Consider the following 19,469-nt stretch of genomic DNA (forward strand, 5'->3'; position numbering starts at 1 on the left):
TGTCTACGTCACCTTCCAGCGTGTGGGATGCGCTAGTTGAGGTACTCGTCGATCTTGGAGCTGGTGAACTCGGCGTAGAGCTGCTTCTCCTCCTTGTTGTGCGAGGAGAGGGAGTAGTTGAGGCCGTTGGAGATGATGGCGCAGGCGGCGACGAGGGTCTTCACCTGGCTCTCCCACCGGTGGCCGGCTTTGAGCAGGGCCGCCCCGCTGGCGAACCCCTCCTTCGACAATGCGCCTGCGGCCGTGGCGGTGGAGGTGTCGGCGTGCTTGCCGTCGGTGGACAGCCGCCCGTGGAGCGTGAAGGCTTCGGTGCCGATGGCGCCGATGTGGTCGTGGTTGAGTTCCAGGTCCCCGCCGCCGGGGCCAGCTCCGGCGCTGCCGGGTTCGGTGGGGACGTGGTTGAGCCGCATGGAGACGTTGGCCGCGGCCGTGGCGCGCGCGGTGGCCCACTCTTCGTCGAAGGACATGCCGTGCTCTCCTTGGGTGGGGTGTCGGGACCCTCAGCGTCGCGAGCGCTGCTGGATGACGACCGCGGTGACGGCACCCCCGATGATGAGGCAGGCTCCGAGTCCGAGGGCGATCCAGGGCAGGGCGCTGCCGGTGTCGCTGCCGCCCTTCTTCGCCTCGGGTTTGGGTGGGGGGCTGGCCTTGCCACCGGGGGCGGCGGGGGCCGGTGCGGGGGAAGCGGCTGCCGCGAGGTCCGGCAGCGGGTACACGTCGGCCGGCCCGGGGTCGCCGGGCGTGGGGACGGCGATCCTCGGGCGAACGACGCCGTAGCCGACGTAGTCGTTACGCTGCGCGCCGTCCTTGGGCTTCCCGGCGGTGTTCAGGAGGACGCGGAGGATCTGATTGTTGGTCCAGTCGGGGTGGACGGACCAGAGCAGCGCGGCGGAGGCGGAGGCGAGGGCGGTGGCGTCGCTTGTGCCGTGGCTGGTGCACAGTCCCGTTTTACCTAGGCAAGCCGTAACCATGTCTGCACCAGGGGCAGATAGATCCACGAAGGCATTGTGCTCCGACTCGCCGGTCGCAACGCCTGTGGCGTCGACTGCCCCAACGCCCACCACGCCCGGCGTTGCGGATGGGTACTCGACCTCGTTAGTCGAATCTCCGGAATTTCCGACTGCAGCGAAGATCAGCTTTCCCTTAGACAGGGCGTATTTCACTGCATCCGCCCGCGCAGGATCGTCCTTTTCTGCCCCCATGGAGATATTGATGATCTTTGCATCCGAGTCAGCTGCGTAGCGGATAGCCTCCGTCCACAGCGGACTCGTCGAATTGAACTCGTGCGGGACCCGGATCGGCAGAATTTTTGCACCGGGCGCAAGACCGAAGGCACCATCGCCACTCGGATGCTTACCAGTTCCAGCAATCAGGGCAGCCATCGTCGTTCCGTGATTACCAAGCGGGGTGCGCTCATCCCCGGAATCTGATGTAGCGAAGTTCTTCCCGGGAACGACCTGCCCTTCCAACTCCGGGAGGCTGCCGACTCCAGTGTCAATGATTGCGACTGTCACACCTTTGCCCGTGCTGATCTTCCAAATGTCATCAGCCTTCATCGCGTCGAGATGCCACTGTTGCTCTCGGATGGTCTGCGCCTGGGCCGGGGTCGCGGCGACCCCGGCCAGCAACAGACCCACCAGGGCTGAGGTCGCCTTCCGCATGCGCATCCCGTGCAATGTCCGTTCTGCTCAGTCGATCACTGGCGGCACAACAGGACGATCCGCCTGCCAGGTCTCTTCATCCTCGGCCAGGTAGTCGGGACGTTCACCTCCACGACCATCGCGCCGCTTGCCCGGGGCGTGGGAGCCCGCGCCGCCGACTGGACCGGTAGAGGTCCCGTTGCGTACGAGGCCAGAACCGCCCTGGGTGAACGGCCGACCGTCTGTCGCCGACTGACCGCCGACTCCGGCCTGCCGGCCACCGACCACACCGCCCGGCTCCATGGCCAGTCGACGGCCCGCAGCCGAGCCAGGACCGCCATGGGAACCACCTCCCAGGCCACTCCCCATGCCACCGCCCATCATCCCGCGTCCTGTTGGGGAAACCTCCGCGCCGATGACCGTACCGCGCGGGATACCCGCACTCGGTCCACGAGCAGTCACCGGGCGTCCGCCGACGATGCCGGTCTCGCGCGGGGTCAGCCCGTTGACACCGCCGACCTTGCCGGGAGGCGTTGTGGGGCGCGGGAATGTCCCGCCACCGCCCGTCTTGACCGACCCGCTGGTTGGGGGGAGCGTCAGCGGAGGAACCACCTGAACGGGGGTTGGGCCGCCACCGATCGGGCCGGTAGCTGGAATGCCGGAAGGAGTGGGCAGCGTCTTGTCGGGGAGCGTCCCGACCGTGTTCAGGTCCACACCGACGTTGCGGTCCGGGGGGGCCGGAAGGGGCCCTGGAGTCACGGTCCCCAAACCGCCAGTTACCGGAGGATCAGACGGCGAACGAACGTCCGGTACCGAATTAGGGGCGCTTGGTGAAGGACCGGCAGAGCTCTGAGCTGTGTACGCGGAGGTCGTGACATTTGCGGGTGTATTCCCGCCGCTGGAACGTGCCCTGTCAGCGATGTCATCGCGGTCACGAGGCACGAAGGCCGCCGGCGGCGGCGGAAACGTCGGGGCCTGCGCCGCGTTCATGTTCCGCGACGACTCGTCGTACGACTCCGCCAGCTTCTTCAGCTGCTGCACCGCCTGCAGCCGGTCCGCCTCCAGCTTCTGCGCCGCCAGTGAGCCGATCTTCGCCGAGTCCGGGTCGTTGTGGAACTTGCGCGCGGCCGCCAGATTCTCCTTCGCCGACGCGTCGACGCCCGGCGTGCTCTGAGCCTCGAACATGTGCTGCGCCGCGATCGTCATCCACTTCGAGGCGTCCTTGCTGTAGTCCGCCAGACGCAGCGTCGCATTGCCCGCCGAATTCACCCAAGTCTGGAAGGCCGTCGCGGCCTCGCCTTCCCAGCCCGACACCTTGTGGTGTTTGAGGTTCTCGCCGATTTCCTTAATGGCAGCGGCGGCTTCCTCAAGCTGCGTCGCCCGCGTCCGGACGATCTCCGGCTTGATCGAGGCGATCATCGCCATCAACTGTTCGTGGCTGTAGCCGTCGAAGCTAGTCACCATCAGAAATCGACCTCAGTCTTGCTCGGCGCCGGCGTGGGTGTCTGGCCGCCCTGCGGCGGCTGCTGCGGCTGTTCGTCCTTCGCCGAGGGGTCGCGTTCCCGGACGTACTCCTCCTTCGCCCGCTGGGCGATCGCCAGCATCCGCTGGCGCGTCTCCTCATCCACGGTCGCGAACCCCTTGCCCCCCGTGAGGATCGCGATCCCGAGGCCCTCGATCTGGTCCGCCAGGCCCTTCGACAGGGCCGTGAGCTGCGTGTGTACCGTCCCGTACGCCTTGAACAGCGCATCCGCCTCCGCGAAGCCCGTGCCCAGCGTTCCCGACGGCAGCGTGCCGTCCTGCAGCTTGTTCGGGTCCGCCTGGGAGCCGCCGAGCTTCTTGAGCTGGGCGTCGACCAGCTTCTTGAAGCCGTTCAGCGTCTCGTACTCGACCTCCAGCGCCTTCGCCTGGCGCATGATCGCGTCCGCCAGGCCGTTGCTCGCGCCGACGATGCCTGCCAGCCCGCCGTTCTCCTCCGCCACGATGGCCTCCCCGACTCCCCGTCATCCCCGTTACCCCGTGAAACCCCTCGGGAGCGACGCCGCGTCGCGTGCACGCCCCCGTGCGCCCCCGCTCCGATCACTCTAGCGACCGGCACCGACACCCCCAAGCGCCGGGTTGCGACTGCAAGCAGAGGTCGACCGCAACCCCAACCCCGGTCAGCGTGTCACGAGTTCGGTGCCGCCACCGCCGCCGATGGCCGGATCGGGAGCCTGTTCACCGGGCGGCCCGTCGCCGAGCGCACCGCCGAGGCGATGGCCGCCGGGGTCGTCACCACCGGGACCGCGCTCGCCGCCTTCGCGCCGAACGGGGCCACCACGTCGCGCTCTTCGACCAGCTTGACGATCCGCACCGCCGGGGCGTCCAGCGACGTCGGCAGGGCGTAGCCCGTCAGGTCGGGGTGTCGGATCACCCCCGCCACCGAGCGGAGGTTTTCGGTCAGCGCCGCGCCCACGCCCTGCGTGACGCCCGCTTCGATACGGGCCTCCAGCTGGCCGGGGTTGAGGATCCGGCCCACGTCCTGCGCGACGGCCAGTTCGACCACGCGCACGGAGCCGAGTTCCACGTCGACGTCCACCACCGCCCGGATCGCGCAGAACGCGAGGCCGACGAAGGCGTCGCCCTGGCCGTGTTCGTCCAGGGGTTCGGTCGGGTGGGGGCGGCACTGGGCCGTCGCCCAGAGTTCCTTGCCGGCCATCGCCTCCGCCACCGTGGTGGAGAACGCGCCGTCGTACGACGTGATCCGGCCGTCCTGGATCTGGAGCAGCTCCGTCGACATGCCGAGCTTGTGGGCCATCGGCTGCAGGAGTTGCGTACGGACCATCTTCGCGGCCCGTTCGACCGCGCCGCCGGAGACCCACGTGTGGCGGCCGTGCGCCGCGGGTCCCGCCGGCGGCTGGTCGGTGTCGACCGGGGCCGTGACGACCTCCTCCACGCCCAGGATCTCCTGGACGATCTGGCGGGCGAGCGTCGAGAAGCCCTGGCCGGTGTCGACGGCCGCGCAGATGACGGTCGCCGCGCCGTCGACGACCTTCACGGTGGCGGTGGAGACCTCGTCGGTCCCCTCGGCGCCGAGCATGTGCACCATGCCCACGCCGTACCCGACCCCCCGCCGCACCGCGCCCGGCTCGCCCGCGCCCTCCGGGCCGCCCGGCAGCAGCCACTCCTCCTCGGGGGTGTCCTTGGGGAGCGAGGGCAGCGGGAAGTCCCGTACGGAGCGCAGGAGTTCGGCGACCGGCGCCGGGCAGGTCACCGTCTGGCCGGTCGGCAGGAGGTCGCCTGTGGCGAGCACGTTGCGCATCCGCAGTTCCGCACCGTCGATGCCGAGCGCGGCGGCCAGCTTGTCCATCTGGCCCTCGTACGCGGCGCACACCTGCATCGCGCCCTCGCCCCGCACGTGTCCCGACGGCGGGTTGTTGGTGCGCACCGCCCAGCCCTCGACGAAGGCGTGCGGCACCACGTACGGGCCGCACGCGAAGGCCACCGCCGCGGCGAGGGACTCCGCGGAGGCGTCGGCGTAGGCGCCCGCGTCCATCAGGATCTGGGCTTCGACCTTGACCAGCCGGCCCTCCGCGTCCGCGTGGTGGCGGTAGCGCAGCAGCGTCGGGTGGCGGTGGGCGTGGCCGAGGAAGGACTCCTCGCGGGTGGCGGCCAGCTTCACCGGGCAGCCCGTACGCAACGCCAGGAGGCCCAGCGGGAGTTGGAAGGCGGGGTCCTCGCGGTCGGCCGTCGCGCCCGGGACGCCTGTGACGACGATCCGTACCCGGTCCGGCTCCAGTCCGAAGCAGGCGGCGGCGAGGTCGCGGTCGGTGTGCGGGTCGGTGGAGGCGGTGTAGATCTCCACGCCGCCGTCGGGTCGCGGCACGGCCAGGCCGGCCTCGGCGCCGATGGGCGCGGGGTCCTGGCGGCCGATCCGGTAGAGGCCCTCGACGACGACCTCGCCGGTCGCCTCCGGGTCGCCGTAGCGCAGCGGGATGTGCCGGATCAGGTTGCCGTCGGGGTGCAGGGCGGGCGCGCCGAAGGACTGCTCCGGGTCGGTGACCGCGTCCAGCAGTTCGTACTCGACCGTGATGGCGGCCGCGGCGAGGCGGGCGGTGTCCGGGTGGTCGGCGGCGACGGCGGCGATGGGCTCGCCGTGGTGGCGGACCACGTCGTGGGCGAAGACGGGCCGGTCGGCGATCCGGCGGCCGTGGGTGGTGGCGCCGGGCACGTCGGCGTGGGTGACGACGGCGCGCACGCCGGGCATCGCGACGGCGGCCGCGGTGTCGATGGAGAGGATGCGGGCGTGGGCGTGCGGGGAGCGGAGGACGGCGGCCCAGAGCAGGCCCTCGGCCCACAGGTCGGCGGCGTAGGGGAAGGTGCCCTCGGTCTTGGCGCGGGTGTGCGCGGAGGGGACGGAGACCCCGATGCCGCGCAGGACTTCCGGTGCCTCTTCCCCGCTGCCGGCGCCGGTCGTCACCGTCGTCGTCATCAGGGTGGTCGTGGCCGCGTCGTGCCCGCTCACGCCATGCCTCCGTTGTGGTGGATGCCGCCCTCGCCCGGGGCTGCCTGGTGCGGGATGCGCGGCTCGCCGGCCGCCGAGCCGTCCGCGGTGGCGGCCTCGCGCCGGCCGACGACCTCGCGGACCGCTTCGATGACGCCCTTGTAGCCGGAGCAGCGGCAGAGGTTGCCGCAGAGCGCCTGCCGGGTCTCCAACTCGCTGGGGGCGTGGTTGCCTTCCAGCAGGTCGTGGATGGTCATGGCCATGCCGGGGACGCAGAATCCGCACTGCACCGCGCCCGACCTGCACAACGCCTGCTGGACGTCCGAGAGTTCCCCGTCCGTCGCGAGTCCTTCGACGGTCCGGACCTCGCTGGACGCGGCCGTCGCGGCCGGGACCAGGCAGGACGCGACGAGGCGTCCGTCGACCTGCACGGCGCAGGCCCCGCACTCGCCCTGCGAGCAGCCGTCCTTGGCGCCGGCCAGCCCGAGCCGTTCGCGCAGCACGTAGAGGAGGGATTCGCCGATCCACGCACCGGTGACGGGCCGGTCTGCCCCGTTGACGCGCAGCACGTACGAGGCGAGCGGGTGCTCGTGATGCGGGGCGGGGGCGTCGAGGAGCGTTTCGTCGTACGTCGCATCCCCGGCCGGGAAAGCCGCGGTGTTGTCCGCACCCGGAAGTGCCTCGCCGCTGTCGGCGCTTCCCGCACCCGGCGCGAACGACCCGGCGGCTTCGCCGAGCGGCTCCTGCGCGGCCCCGCCGAACCCGTGCCCGGGCTCCGACCCGGGCCCCTGCGCGCTGAACCCGTGCCCGGGCTCAGGTTCCGACCCGGGCCCCGGCTGCGGCTGCGGCTGCGGCTGCGGCTGCGGCTGCGGCTGCGGCTCCGAACCGTGCCCGGGCCCGGGCTGCGGCTCCGAAGCGGCCTCTGCCCGGGCCACCACCTCAGCGAAACCGTGCCCGTCCCCCGAGTCGGCCTCCGCGCCCACCGGACGCGGCCGTTCCTCCTCGACCGGCATCCGTGCCGCCCCGTGGGCCGCCTCGATGTCCGGGGCGGCGTACACGGCCGGCTCCGGCTCGGGCCCACCCACCGACTCCGTCCCGGGGACCGCCCCCGGCTCCGACTCCGGCAGCGCCGACTCCGGCAGCGGGGTACCCACGCCGGGGCCGCCCAGCACCCGGGGACCGCGCCCCGGCGCACCCGGGGCCGCCCCCGGGTCCTCCGCGCCCGGCAGCACGCCCGAGCTCATCGAGGTGTCGTACGCCGGCGTCGCCCAAGGCGCCGCCGCCCCGCCCGGCAGGGTCGCGGGGGCCTGGCTCCAGTCGGCGCCCGCCGTACCGGCCCCGAACGCCCACTGACCGGTGGCCTGCGGCTCCTCGGCCCGTCCGGCCTCCGGGAAGTGCCACTCGGCCGTGGCGCCGGAGTCCGGCTGGTGTCCCGGGTCCGGCTGGTACGCGGGGTGCTGCCCGGTCCCCGCCTCACCGCCCTGCGCGGCGTCGGCGAACGCCGCCGCGACCGACGCCGGGAGCGGGATCGACGCCGGGATCGGCCCGCGCGCCGGCGCGCCGGTGTCGCCCGCCTCGGGCCACGGCGTCGGCATGGTCCACGTACCGGTGGCCGAGGGATCCGCACTGGCCGAGCCCAGTGGCACGATCATCGGCGGCGGCACGTACCCGTGCCCGGGCGCGGCCAGCGGTTCCCCGCCGTCGAGCGCGTCCAGCATGTCCTGCGGCAGTTTCACGAAGGCCGTGGCCTCGGAGTCGTACTCGCCGCCCTGCGGCACCGGCTCCCAGCCCCAGGCGGCACCGGTCGTTCCGCTCACGTTCTCGTTCTCACTCATGAGGTCAGCGCCCTCCCCAGGGCCCTCCGTGCCAGTACGGCCACCGTCCGCCGCAGATGCAGTACCCCGGCGGCCACCGGTTCTCCCTGGTCGGGCACGCAGGCGGCGGCGACGTACTCGCCGAACGCCTCCAGCGCCTCGGGGGCCAGACCGCGTTCGCCGTCCCAGTCGATCAGCGAGGCCACCCACTGCTCGGCCTCCAGCGGCCGAAGCGGCATCGGCGCGACCGCGCCGATCGCGCAGCGCACGCCCCGGCGCGCGGGGTCCAGTACGAGCCCCACGGACGCCACCGCGCGCCCCGGGCCCGTCCGCCCCGTCGCCTTCAAGAACACCTGCGGCGCGTGCAGCAGCGGCACGCGTACGAAGCCGATCAGCTCGCCCGGCCGCAGCATCTCGCGCCCGGCCAGCAGGTGGGAGACCGGGATCTCCCGCCGGGCCACGCCCGACTCGCCGAGGCCGCCGGGCCCGACGATGACCAGGACCGCCTCCAGCGCCGCCAGCACCGGCAGCGCGTCACCGGTCGGCGCGGCCGAGGCGATGTTGCCGCCGAGGGTGCCCGCGTTGCGGATCTGCGGCGGTCCGGCGGCCCGCGCGGCCGCCGCCAGGGCGGGGATCAGCGCGGCGAAGTCCGGTCGGCCCATCCGGGCGTGGGTGAGGCCCGCGCCGAGCAGCGCGTGGCCGTCCTGGTACTGCCAGCCGCGGATCTCGTTGATCCGGCCGAGCCCGACGAGCGCGGCGGGGCGCAGCAGTCCCGCGTTGACGGCGGCCATCAGGTCGGTGCCGCCGGCCACGGGCACGGCGGCGGGCATGGCGGTGAGTGCCGCGACGGCCTCGTCGAGCGAGGTGGGCAGCGTGACGGACTGCCCCGCCTGAGGCCCCTGAGGCGCCTGAGGTGAATGCGGTGTGTGCAGTGCATGCGGTGCGTGCGTGGTCAACCCAGCTGCCCCTTCCCGATGTCCCGGTCCCGGCGCTCACGCCTGTCCGCCGTACGGTACGTGCTCACCGCCGGGACGTGGCAACTCTGGCACATCTTCCGGGTCTCCCGGCGCGAGGGTCGCCCTCGTCACCCCCGTGCCCCCACCGCCCTCGTCCCACCCCGTCAAGTCCCCCGCTTTCGCCGGGTTTCGACCGAATCAGGAAAGAATTCCGACAATCAACGCAAGGTTTCCGAACACGTCGCAACGATTGCGAACCGCCGCGAAGCACCCCGTCCGTCCCGGGGACCCAACCGGTTGCCCGAGTCACACGATCGGGGGCTCCCCCTCGATCGGCCGCCCCCGCACACCGGGGCGCCGCTGTCGGGGCAACGGCCCGCCGGGCGGCCGGTAGTCCACCCCGAGCGCGTCCAGCCGCGCGTAGTGACCGGTCATCCGCGCCTCGAAGGCCGCCGTGTCCCGCTCCGCCGGCTCCGGCAGCGGCGACCACACCACCTCCGCGAAGGCCGCCAAGCGGGGGAACACCTGGTAGTCGACGCGGCCCTGGTCCTCCATCACCTCGGTCCACACGTTGGCCTGCGCGCCCAGCACGTGCGCCGCCGCCTCCGGTGACAGCTTCGGCGGAACCGGCTCGAAGCGGTACACGTCGGCCAGGGTCCGCACGTATCCGATCGGTACCGGCTCCTCGGAACCGCCCGCTTGGCGATGGTCCAAGTACACGTGCTCCTGGGGACACATCACCACGTCGTGGCCCGCCTCGGCCGCGGCGACGCCGCCCGCGTAGCCGCGCCAGGAGGACACGGCCGCGCCGGGTGGGAGGCCGCCCTCCAGGATCTCGTCCCACCCGATCAGGCGCCGGCCGCGCTCGGCGAGCCAGCGGTCGAAGTGCCGGATGAACCAGGACTGGAGGCCGTCCTCCCCCTCGACCCCGAGTTCCCGGATCCGCGCCTGCGCCGCCGGGGAGGCCCGCCACTGGTCCTTGGGGCATTCGTCGCCGCCGACGTGCACGAACGGCGAGACCTCCGCCGGGAACAGCTCCAGCAGTTCCTCGAAGACCCCTTCGTAGAAGCGCAGTACGTCCTCGGAGGGCGCCAGGACGTTCTCGCTGACGCCCCAGTCGTCCCACACGCCCAGCGCGGCCGTGTCCACCACGTCGGTGTTCCCCAACTCGGGGTAGGCGGCGATCGCCGCCTGCGAGTGCCCCGGTACGTCGATCTCGGGGACCACCCGTACGTGCCGCCGCGCCGCGTACGCGACGATCTCGCGGATGTCGTCCTGGGTGTAGTGACCGCCGTGCGGCGTCTCGTTCCACAGCGGCGAGGCGCGGTGACCCCACCTGCTGCGCGGCCGCCACCCGCCGACCTCGGTGAGCCGCGGGTAGCGCTTGATCTCCACCCGCCATCCCTGGTCGTCGGTCAGGTGCAGGTGCAGGACGTTCAGCTTGTGCGCGGCGAGCAGGTCGATGTAGCGCAGTACGCCGTCCTTGGGCATGAAGTGCCGGGCGACGTCGAGCATCATCCCGCGCCAGCCGAACCGGGGGCCGTCCTCGACCGCGCCGTACGGGAGTTCCCACACCCGCCGGGGCAGCGGGGCCCGGCGGTAGGCGTCGGGGCCGAGGAGTTGGCGCAGCGTCTGGGCGGCCCAGAACACGCCGGCCGCCGACCCGCCCGCCAACCGCACCCCGTCCGCGTCGACCGCCAGCCGGTACTCCTCGCCGGCCAGGCCGCCGTCCAGCGCGAGTCGTACGGCGCCGGGCGCGTCCGGCGCCGCGTCCGGGAAGGCGAATCCGGTGGCGGCCCCCAGCTCCCGCCGCAGCCAGCCCGCCACCCCCTCGGTGCCGGGCCCGGCGGCCAAGGCCGTACCGGGCCCCAGCCTCAGGCGCGGCCCGTCGCGGAACTCGGCATGCCGGGGTAGGGGGATCAGGTCCATGCTCGGCCCTTCGCGACAGCGCGTCGCACCCCGCGCGACACCGCCGCGCCGAGCGCCCGTCGGGCCGACCCTACTGGGATGCGACGGGCCCCCGGAAGCGCCGGGGCGTCGTGGGCCTACGTGGTCGCACGCGCCCTGGAGCGGCCCCGCAGGCGGCGGCGGCGCTCCCCCTACGGCGCGGTGGGGCCTACTTGTCGTTGCCGCCCTTGTCCTTGTCGCCGCCGGCGCCCATGGACTCGTAGATCTCCTTGCACATCGGGCAGACCGGGTACTTCTTCGGGTCGCGACCCGGGACCCAGACCTTGCCGCACAGCGCGACGACGGGGGTCCCGTCGAGCGCACTCGCCATGATCTTGTCCTTCTGGACGTAGTGGGCGAAGCGCTCGTGGTCGCCGTCGCCGTGGGACACCTGCGGCGTCGGCTCTACGAGGGTCCCCGTACCAGTCCCGCGATCGGGCTCAAGAGTGCTCATGAAATCCAGGGTACCGACCCGCGCGCGGGTCAGTTGAGCGACGGGTCGTCCGGATAGGTGGCGACCATGGCGAGGTCGCTGCGCTGGCGGCGCAGCACCGCCCGCCAGAGCCGTTCGGGGTCCGGGAAGGACACGTCACCGGGTTCGGAGTCCACCACGTACCAGGCGCCGTCGCCCAGCTCGGCTTCCAGCTGGCCGGGGCCCCATCCGGAGTAACCGGCGAAGATCCGCAGCGAGCCCAGGGCGGCCGCCAGCAGCTCAGGCGGCGTCTCCAGGTCGACCAGGCCGATCGCGCCGTGCACCCGGCGCCACCCCAGTGGTCCCTCCTCGCCCGGGATCACCGCGATGCCGAGCGCCGAGTCCAGCCCCACGGGGCCGCCCTGGAACACCACCCCGGGGTCGCCGGCCAGCGGCGCCCAGGGCAGCAGGATGTCGACGACGCCCACCGGGGTGGGCCGGTTGAGGACGACGCCGAGCGAGCCCTGCTCGTCGTGGTCGAGCAGCAGCACCACCGCGCGGTCGAAGTTCGGGTCCGCGAGGGCGGGGGTGGCCACGAGCAGCCGCCCTGTGAGGGAGGACACCTCGGTCATGCGGACATGATCCCGCATATCGGCCCCCGAGGGGGAGCGGAGGAGGGCATCGGATCGCGGCGGCAACGGGAACGCCCGCCGAAAGCCCCTCGGACGGCTCCCCCGCGGGCGGATCAGAACCGTCGCGGACGGTCGCGGACGGTCCGGAACGCTCGGGCACGCTCCGGAACGGCTCCGAACCGCCCGGAAGGCGACACTCCGCAATGCTGCGCGCACGGTGGGTGCCAAGCGGGTGCCGTGCCTAATGGATGACAGTCCTACGGCCGCGTCAGCCATACGAATAAGGGGGTACTGCCCCTTACCCTTTTCACTGGCCCCTGCCCACACTCCCCTGTTCGCCGGGGAGTCCCTCTTCGGAACGCGAGATCCATGACCGGCACTGACGATGTCCTGCTTGTCCACGGCGGTACCCCGCTCGAGGGCGAGATCCGTGTCCGCGGCGCGAAGAACCTCGTGCCGAAGGCCATGGTGGCCGCTCTGCTCGGCAGCTCGCCCAGCCGGCTGCGCAACGTGCCCGACATCCGTGACGTCCGGGTCGTCCGCGGCCTGCTCCAGCTCCACGGCGTCACCGTGCGCCCCGGCGAGGAGCCGGGCGAGCTGATCCTCGACCCCACGTACGTCGAGGCCGCGAACGTCGCCGACATCGACGCGCACGCGGGTTCCTCCCGGATCCCGATCCTGTTCTGCGGCCCGCTGCTGCACCGCCTCGGCCACGCCTTCATCCCCGGTCTCGGCGGATGCGACATCGGCGGCCGTCCCATCGACTTCCACTTCGACGTGCTCCGCCAGTTCGGCGCGACCATCGAGAAGCGCGAGGGCGGCCAGTACCTGGAGGCGCCGCAGCGCCTGCGCGGCTGCAAGATCCGGCTGCCCTACCCGTCGGTCGGTTCGACCGAACAGGTGCTCCTGACGGCCGTCCTGGCCGAGGGCGTGACCGAGCTGAGCAACGCCGCCGTCGAGCCGGAGATCGAAGACCTCATCTGCGTCCTGCAGAAGATGGGCGCGATCATCTCCCTGGACACCGACCGGACCATCCGGATCACCGGTGTGGACGAACTCACCGGCTACAACCACAAGGCGCTCCCGGACCGCCTGGAGGCCGCCTCCTGGGCTTCCGCGGCGCTGGCCACCGGCGGCAACGTCTACGTCCGCGGCGCGCAGCAGCGCTCGATGATGACCTTCCTGAACACCTTCCGGCGGGTCGGCGGCGCGTTCGAGATCGACGACGAGGGCATCCGCTTCTGGCACCCGGGCGGCCCGCTCAAGGCGATCGCGCTGGAGACGGACGTGCACCCCGGCTTCCAGACCGACTGGCAGCAGCCGCTGGTCGTCGCGCTGACCCAGGCGTCCGGCCTGTCCATCGTGCACGAGACGGTGTACGAGTCGCGGCTCGGTTTCACCTCCGCGCTCAACCAGATGGGCGCTCACATCCAGCTCTACCGGGAGTGCCTGGGCGGCTCGGCGTGCCGCTTCGGGCAGCGCAACTTCCTGCACTCGGCGGTCGTCTCCGGCCCCACCAAGCTCCAGGGCGCCGATCTGGTCATCCCCGACCTGCGCGGCGGGTTCTCGTACCTGATCGCGGCGCTGGCGGCCGAGGGCACCTCGCGGGTACACGGCATCGACCTCATCAACCGCGGCTACGAGAACTTCATGGAGAAGCTCGTGGAGCTGGGCGCGAAGGTCGAACTGCCGAACGGCGACCTCGTCTAGCACCGACCGGTCCCGGGGCCCGCGAGGGGCCCCGGGAAGGCCGAAGGGCGGCCACCCCGCACGGGGGTGGCCGCCCTTGGTCGTTCTACGTACCACTGCCGTCCCGAGGGCCTGCGCGGCCCTCGGCACAAGGGCGGTACTACTTGCCCTTGGCGGCTTCCTTGAGCTTGGAGCCCGCGGAGACCTTCACGCTGTAGCCGGCCGGGATCTGGATGGGGTCGCCGGTCTGCGGGTTGCGCGCGGTGCGAGCGGCACGGTGGGTGCGCTCGAAGGTCAGGAAGCCGGGGATGGTGACCTTCTCGTCGCCCTTGGCGACGATCTCGCCGACGGTCTCGGCGAGCGCGGCCAGAACGGCGTCGGCGTCCTTGCGGGTCACCTCGGCGCGCTCGGACAGAGCGGCCACCAGCTCACTGCGGTTCATGTTGTACTCCCGTGTTCAACTTGCCTTAGAGGCGTGAGATCGAAGCCGATGCTGCCAGGGCCCTCGGACAGTCCCCGGACCCGGGTCTGAACGTCAGACCCTCTCGCCCGGTTACGCATCCTGCCCCCACCAGCGGCGGGAAAGCCAATCCGGCACCCGCCAGGGTCACACGAAAAGCTCCACAGTCACGCCGCGGTGACGCTCCGTCCGCACCCGTCGTTCCGGTGGATGCGGACCGCGGGCCCCGCGGGCATCCCCGCAACCCTAGAGGCGCCCGACCGGACCCGCATCCCGCGACGCGCCGGGATCAGGCGGAGGTGGCTGCCGTCACAGGCGCGGAGGCCGCCTTGCGGACGGCGCCGGCGACCGCGCCCGCGACCTTGTCGTTGAACACCGACGGGATGATGTAGTTCGCGTTGAGCTCGTCCTCGCCGACTACGTCGGCGAGCGCGGTGGCGGCGGCCAGCATCATGCCCGTGTCCACGGTGCGGGACTGGGCGTCCAGCAGACCGCGGAAGACACCCGGGAAGACCAGCACGTTGTTGATCTGGTTGGGGAAGTCGGAGCGGCCGGTGGCCACGACGGCGGCGGTCTGGCGGGCGACCGCGGGGTCCACCTCCGGGTCGGGGTTCGCGAGCGCGAACACGATCGCGCCCTCCGCCATGGCGGCCACGTCGTCGCCGTTCAGGACGTTCGGGGCCGAGACGCCGATGAACACGTCGGCGCCGACCACGGCCTCCTTGAGGGTGCCCGTGTAGCCCTCGGGGTTGGTGTTGTCGGCGATCCAGCGCAGCGGGGAGTCGGGCGCCGCGTCGACGAGGTCGGGGCGGTCCGCGTGCACGACGCCGTTGATGTCGGCGCTCACCGCGTTCTTCACGCCCGCCGCGAGGAGCAGCTTGAGGATGGCGGTGCCGGCCGCGCCGGCGCCGGACATGACGACCTTGATGTCGCCAACTGCCTTGCCCACCACGCGAAGTGCGTTGGTCAGCGCGGCGAGGACGACGATGGCGGTGCCGTGCTGGTCGTCGTGGAAGACGGGGATGTCGAGGGCCTCGCGCAGCCGGGCCTCGATCTCGAAGCAGCGCGGCGCGGAGATGTCCTCCAGGTTGATGCCGGCGAAGCCGGGCGCGATGGCCTTGACGACGGCGACGATCTCGTCGGCGTCCTGCGTGTCGAGGCAGATCGGCCAGGCGTCGATCCCGGCGAAGCGCTTGAAGAGGGCCGCCTTGCCCTCCATGACGGGCAGCGCGGCCATCGGGCCGATGTTGCCCAGGCCCAGCACGGCGGAGCCGTCCGTCACGACTGCGACGGAGTTGCGCTTGATGGTCAGGCGGCGCGCGTCCTCGGGGTTCTCGGCGATGGCCGTACAGACGCGGGCGACGCCCGGGGTGTAGATCATCGACAGGTCGTCGCGGTTGCGGATGGGGTGCTTGGACGACATCTCGATCTTGCCGCCGAGGTGCATCAGGAAGGTTCGGTCGGAGACCTTGCCCAGGCTGACGCCCTCGATGCCGCGCAGCTTCTCGACGATCTCGTCGGCGTGCGCGGTGGAGGTCGCGGCGATGGTGACGTCGATACGGAGCTTCTCGTGGCCGGACGCGGTGACGTCGAGGCCGGTGACGGATCCTCCGGACGACTCCACGGCGGTGGTGAGCTGGGAGACCGCGGTTCCGCTCGCGGGCACTTCCAGGCGGACCGTCATCGAGTACGAGACGCTGGGCGCCGTTGCCATGGCCGTGTTCCTCTTCTGTCCCTGGTTTTTCTGTACACAGGGCCCCGCGCGGCCCACCCAACGATGGCAGGTGCGGCAGGACCTGTTGTCCGATCGTCCCACCTACCAGCCGGTACAAGGTAACCAGCTACAAATTTCGGAAGAACTCTTCCACCATACGAGATTTCAGAGTAGTGCGAAACCCCGGGAGTCACGCAAAACAGGTCTGCCCCTCCGCGACCGCGGAGGGGCAGACCTGCTTTCTCACGTTGAAACACCGACCCGCCATGCTCGCCTCGCGGCAAGTGGTCGCTCTAGGCGACGAAGGTTGGGCCCGGGGGCTTGGATCGAGCCGGTGCCGTAACCCAGGCTAACAAAGGATCGCCGAAAGCGATCCCCCTGTCGGGGGTTGTCCACGCCACCACACCCCCGGCCGCGGGCCATCCGGCCCAGTGGCCCGGATCGGCCGCCGGTCGCGCCCGCCGGGGCCCGCCGGGGCCCGCGATCAGCCCCCGTCCGGCGCCAGCAGCGCGGGCACGCCCGAGGCGTCGGGGGTGTCGCGGGCGGTGGAGACCACCGTCAGCTGCTGCGTCGCCCGTGTCAGGGCCACGTACAGCACCCGCAGCCCGGCCGGCGACTCCTCGGCGATCTCCGCCGGGGAGACCACCACCGTGGCGTCGTACTCCAATCCCTTGGCCTCCAGGCTGCCCAGCGCCACCGCCCTGCCGCCCAGCTCCGCCAGCCATCCCGCGGCCTCCGCGCGCCGGTCCATGGCCACGACCACGCCGACCGTGCCGTCCACCTGCTCCAGCAGCCGTCGCGTCTCCTCCCGCACCGCCCGGCCGAGGTCGCCCTCGGCAGCCGTGAAACGGGGCTCAAGGCCCGTCGAACGCACCGCCCGGGGCGGCTCCATCCCCGGCATCGCCCGCCGCAGTACGCGGGAGGCGACCTCCGCGACCTCCGCCGGATTGCGGTAGTTCACGGTCAGCGTGAACCGGCGGCGCGGCCGGGTGCCCAGCGCCTCGTCCCGCGCCGCGGCGGCCTCCTGCGGATCCGTCCAGGACGACTGGGCGGGATCGCCGACCACCGTCCAGGTGCCGTGACGCCCCCGCCGGCCCACCATCCGCCACTGCATCGGCGTCAGGTCCTGCGCCTCGTCCACGATGACGTGCGCGTACTCGTTGCGCTCCGCCGCGATCCGCTCCGCCCGCTCCCACTGGGTCTCCTCGCGGGTCGGCATCAGCTCCTCCAACCCGCTGAGCTGGTCCAACGGGTCCAGGTCCCGCTTGCGGCGGGGCCGCGCGGGCGCGCCCAGCAACTGCTGGAGCTCGTCCAGCAGCGCCACGTCGTGCACCGACAGCGGCCCCTTGCCGTCCGGGCCGATCCGGCGCAGCGAACGCGCCAGCGAGCGGGCCTCGCGCTGGTTCAGCTCCCGGCGCGACCAGCGGCCGAGCTTGCGTTCGTCGGCCATCGCGGCCAGCACCGCGCGCGGGGTCAGCTCGGGCCACCAGGCGTTCAGGAAGTCGATGAAGGCGTCTTCCGAGGAGATGTCCTCGTCGAACGCGGAACGCAGCTCGGCGGCCAGCTCCGGGTCGCTGTGGCGCCCGTTGGCGCCGGACTTCGCGTAGAGGGCGTCCAGCAGCAGCTTGCGGGCACGCGGACGCAGCAGGTTGACCGGCGCGGTGCCGCCCAGCACGTTCTGCCGGATGCGGTTCAGTTCGTCGGCCTCCAGCTCCTGGCGCCGCCCGAAGGCCACGACGCGCAGCCGGTCGGGGGCGCGGCCGGTGGCACCGCCGAGCTCCAGGGCGCCCCGTACGGCCTTGCGCAGCACCTTGGGCATCCGGGACGAGCCCTTGACGCGGGCCACGGCCGGCTCGTCGTACGTGGTCGCCTCGGCCCCGTCGACGAGCGAGCCCAGCGCCCGGATGGCGACCTGCCCCTCCTCGCCGAGGGAGGGCAGCACGCCCTCGGTGTACGCGACGAGCAGCGGCGTCGGCGAGACGATGAGGATGCCGCCCGAGTAGCGCCGCCGGTCCTGGTACAGGAGGTAGGCGGCGCGGTGCAGGGCCACCGCCGTCTTCCCGGTGCCGGGACCGCCCGCCACCTCCGCGACGGACGCGGCGGGGGCCCGGATCACCAGGTCCTGCTCGGCCTGGATGGAGGAGACGATGTCCCGCATGCAGTGCGTACGGGCCCGCCCGAGCGCGGCCATCAGGGCGCCGTCGCCGATGACGGGCAGCTCCTGGCCGTCGAGGAACGCGGTGACCTCGGGGCGCATCAGGTCGTCCTCGACGCCGAGCACCTTGCGCCCCTTGGAGCGGATCACCCGGCGGCGCACGACGCGGCCCGGGTCCTTCGGCGTCGACCGGTAGAACGGCGCGGCCGCCGGGGCCCGCCAGTCGATCACCAACGGCGCGTAGTCGGAGTCGAGTACGCCGATGCGCCCGATGTGCAGGGTCTCGGCGATGTCGGCGGTGAGGTCGGCGCGGATGGCGTCGTCGGCGGGCTCGACGGAGGTGTACGCCCCGTCGGGGCCGCGTTCGCCGTCCTTGCCCAGGACCAGGTCGACGCGGCCGAACAGGAAGTCCTCGAACTCGTTGTTCAGCCGGTTGAGGTGGATCCCGGCGCGGAAGACCTGCGCGTCGCGCTCGGCGAGCGCGCCGGGCGTGCCGACCTGACCGCGCTGGGCGGCGTCGTTCATCAGGAACTCGGCCTCGTGGATCTTCTCCTCTAGGCGTCGGTACACCCGGTCGAGATGCGTCTGCTCGACCGCGATCTCCCGATCGCGGACGGAATCCGCCGTGCTGTCGACAGCGGCATTCTGCGCGGCCACCAAGGCCCCCTTCTGACGTGCATGGGCGACCGTCAACCGTACGCGAAGCGGGGCCGGGTCCGCACGCCCGTTCCGGGACCGTTCGCGGATCGCAGTGGAGATCACCGCGAACGGCGTCCCGGCCGGACCCCCGCGCTACGCGGATCCGGCCGCCAGGACGCGCCGGCGGTGGCGGGCGACCCGCTCGCGGTTGCCGCACATCTCGCTGGAGCACCAGCGGCGCCGGTGGCCGCGCGAGGTGTCGAGGTAGACGCGCGCGCAGCCGTCGCCCTCGCAGGCGCGCAACAGCGCCCGGTCGCCGGGGTCGGTGAGCAGCTCGACGGCGTCCCGGGCGACCGCGGCGAGCAGCCCGGCGCACTCGACCCCGCCGCACAACTCCCGTACGAGGTGCCCTTCTTGGTCCCGCACCGCACACAGCCCCGGGGGTGGACCGGCGGCCGCCGCGTTGACCCGGGCCAGGGCGTCCTCGTCGGGCGCGGCCCCGCGCAGCTCGGCCCGTACGAGGCTCTCCACATCGCCCCGCAGCTCCCGGAAGGCCACCACCCAGTCGGGCCCGACCCGCCCGAGCGGGGTCCGGTCGGGCACCAGTCCGGCCCCGACGAGCCACAACCGCAGCTCGTCACCGTCCCGGATGCCCTCGGCGCCCCGCCGGGGCACGAAGGTGGCCACCAGGTCCAGGCAGACCCGCCCGGAGTCGAACCACATACCGGTCACCGCCTCGGTTGCCGTGGGCCGCCTCCCCAGAGTGCCCGTCAGGTGCGGGTTCGGCTAGTGCTGTGGCCGCGAAGGTATGCCGGGTCGCGGTGTTCGGTGCGGCGCATCGCAAGGCGGAGGGCCGCGGCTCGTACTGGACGTACTTGCGCGGTCCGACAACGCGGGCAGGTGCCGTGCCGGGCGGCGCTACCCGGTA

The 19,469-nt window shown here is 72.3% G+C and carries 15 protein-coding genes; 1 reads left to right on the forward strand and 14 read right to left on the reverse strand.

The features are described 5' to 3' along the window. Positions 1 to 32: 32 nt before the first annotated feature. From ABZ934_RS21255 to ABZ934_RS21300, 10 genes are all read right to left on the reverse strand, one after another. Positions 33 to 467: a hypothetical protein gene (locus tag ABZ934_RS21255; protein WP_361315394.1), complete on the reverse strand. Its 435-nt coding sequence runs from the start codon at positions 465 to 467 to the stop codon at positions 33 to 35. A 33-nt stretch (positions 468 to 500) separates the two neighbouring features. Continuing rightward, positions 501 to 1,667 carry a type VII secretion-associated serine protease mycosin gene (gene mycP, locus ABZ934_RS21260; RefSeq protein WP_361315397.1) on the reverse strand — a complete coding sequence of 389 codons (1,167 nt, stop codon included), beginning with the start codon at positions 1,665 to 1,667 and terminating at the stop codon, positions 501 to 503. A gap of 21 nt (positions 1,668 to 1,688) precedes the next feature. Then, complete coding sequence (locus ABZ934_RS21265) at positions 1,689 to 3,104, reverse strand: hypothetical protein (protein WP_361315399.1); 1,416 nt, start codon at positions 3,102 to 3,104, stop codon at positions 1,689 to 1,691. Next, a complete protein-coding gene (locus ABZ934_RS21270; RefSeq protein ID WP_361315402.1) occupies positions 3,104 to 3,622 on the reverse strand; it encodes a DUF2563 family protein in 519 nt (172 codons plus the stop codon). The genes ABZ934_RS21265 and ABZ934_RS21270 overlap by 1 nt, the downstream gene beginning before the upstream one ends. Before the next feature lie 185 nt (positions 3,623 to 3,807). Further along, positions 3,808 to 6,111 (reverse strand): xanthine dehydrogenase family protein molybdopterin-binding subunit, encoded by a 2,304-nt coding sequence (locus ABZ934_RS21275; RefSeq protein ID WP_361315535.1) that lies wholly within the window; start codon positions 6,109 to 6,111, stop codon positions 3,808 to 3,810. 29 nt (positions 6,112 to 6,140) lie between these two features. Beyond that, positions 6,141 to 7,958 (reverse strand): 2Fe-2S iron-sulfur cluster-binding protein, encoded by a 1,818-nt coding sequence (locus ABZ934_RS21280; RefSeq protein WP_361315405.1) that lies wholly within the window; start codon positions 7,956 to 7,958, stop codon positions 6,141 to 6,143. Further along, a complete protein-coding gene (locus ABZ934_RS21285; RefSeq protein ID WP_361315538.1) occupies positions 7,955 to 8,869 on the reverse strand; it encodes an FAD binding domain-containing protein in 915 nt (304 codons plus the stop codon). Before ABZ934_RS21285 ends, ABZ934_RS21280 begins: the two co-directional genes overlap by 4 nt. A 330-nt stretch (positions 8,870 to 9,199) precedes the next feature. Next, positions 9,200 to 10,822 (reverse strand): beta-N-acetylhexosaminidase, encoded by a 1,623-nt coding sequence (locus tag ABZ934_RS21290; protein WP_361315408.1) that lies wholly within the window; start codon positions 10,820 to 10,822, stop codon positions 9,200 to 9,202. Between the two features lie 187 nt (positions 10,823 to 11,009). Further along, the gene (locus ABZ934_RS21295) at positions 11,010 to 11,294 is read right to left on the reverse strand and encodes a DUF3039 domain-containing protein (protein WP_361315410.1); all 285 of its coding nucleotides are present in this window, start codon (positions 11,292 to 11,294) and stop codon (positions 11,010 to 11,012) included. A gap of 29 nt (positions 11,295 to 11,323) precedes the next feature. After that, positions 11,324 to 11,884, reverse strand: a complete 561-nt coding sequence (locus ABZ934_RS21300) for a YqgE/AlgH family protein (RefSeq protein ID WP_361315412.1) — start codon at positions 11,882 to 11,884, stop codon at positions 11,324 to 11,326. Between the two features lie 369 nt (positions 11,885 to 12,253). Between ABZ934_RS21300 and murA the strand changes: the two genes are divergently transcribed. After that, a complete protein-coding gene (gene murA, locus ABZ934_RS21305) occupies positions 12,254 to 13,594 on the forward strand; it encodes a UDP-N-acetylglucosamine 1-carboxyvinyltransferase (protein ID WP_361315414.1) in 1,341 nt (446 codons plus the stop codon). 139 nt (positions 13,595 to 13,733) lie between these two features. Here the strand turns inward: murA and ABZ934_RS21310 are convergent, their stop codons facing one another. The 4 genes from ABZ934_RS21310 to ABZ934_RS21325 all read right to left on the reverse strand — a co-directional run bounded on the left by ABZ934_RS21310 (position 13,734) and on the right by ABZ934_RS21325 (position 19,264). Beyond that, positions 13,734 to 14,015, reverse strand: coding sequence for an HU family DNA-binding protein (locus ABZ934_RS21310; RefSeq protein ID WP_007264399.1), 282 nt, complete (start codon positions 14,013 to 14,015; stop codon positions 13,734 to 13,736). A 307-nt stretch (positions 14,016 to 14,322) separates the two neighbouring features. Continuing rightward, positions 14,323 to 15,747, reverse strand: a complete 1,425-nt coding sequence (locus ABZ934_RS21315; protein WP_361315416.1) for an NAD-dependent malic enzyme — start codon at positions 15,745 to 15,747, stop codon at positions 14,323 to 14,325. A 484-nt stretch (positions 15,748 to 16,231) separates the two neighbouring features. After that, the gene (locus ABZ934_RS21320; protein WP_361315419.1) at positions 16,232 to 18,559 is read right to left on the reverse strand and encodes a UvrD-helicase domain-containing protein; all 2,328 of its coding nucleotides are present in this window, start codon (positions 18,557 to 18,559) and stop codon (positions 16,232 to 16,234) included. 135 nt (positions 18,560 to 18,694) lie between these two features. Then, positions 18,695 to 19,264, reverse strand: a complete 570-nt coding sequence (locus tag ABZ934_RS21325) for an ABATE domain-containing protein (protein ID WP_361315541.1) — start codon at positions 19,262 to 19,264, stop codon at positions 18,695 to 18,697. Between the last annotated feature and the right edge of the window lie 205 nt (positions 19,265 to 19,469).

It is taken from the genome of Streptomyces sp. NPDC046557 (assembly GCF_040645975.1).
In the GTDB taxonomy this organism is placed as follows: Bacteria; Actinomycetota; Actinomycetes; order Streptomycetales; family Streptomycetaceae; genus Streptomyces.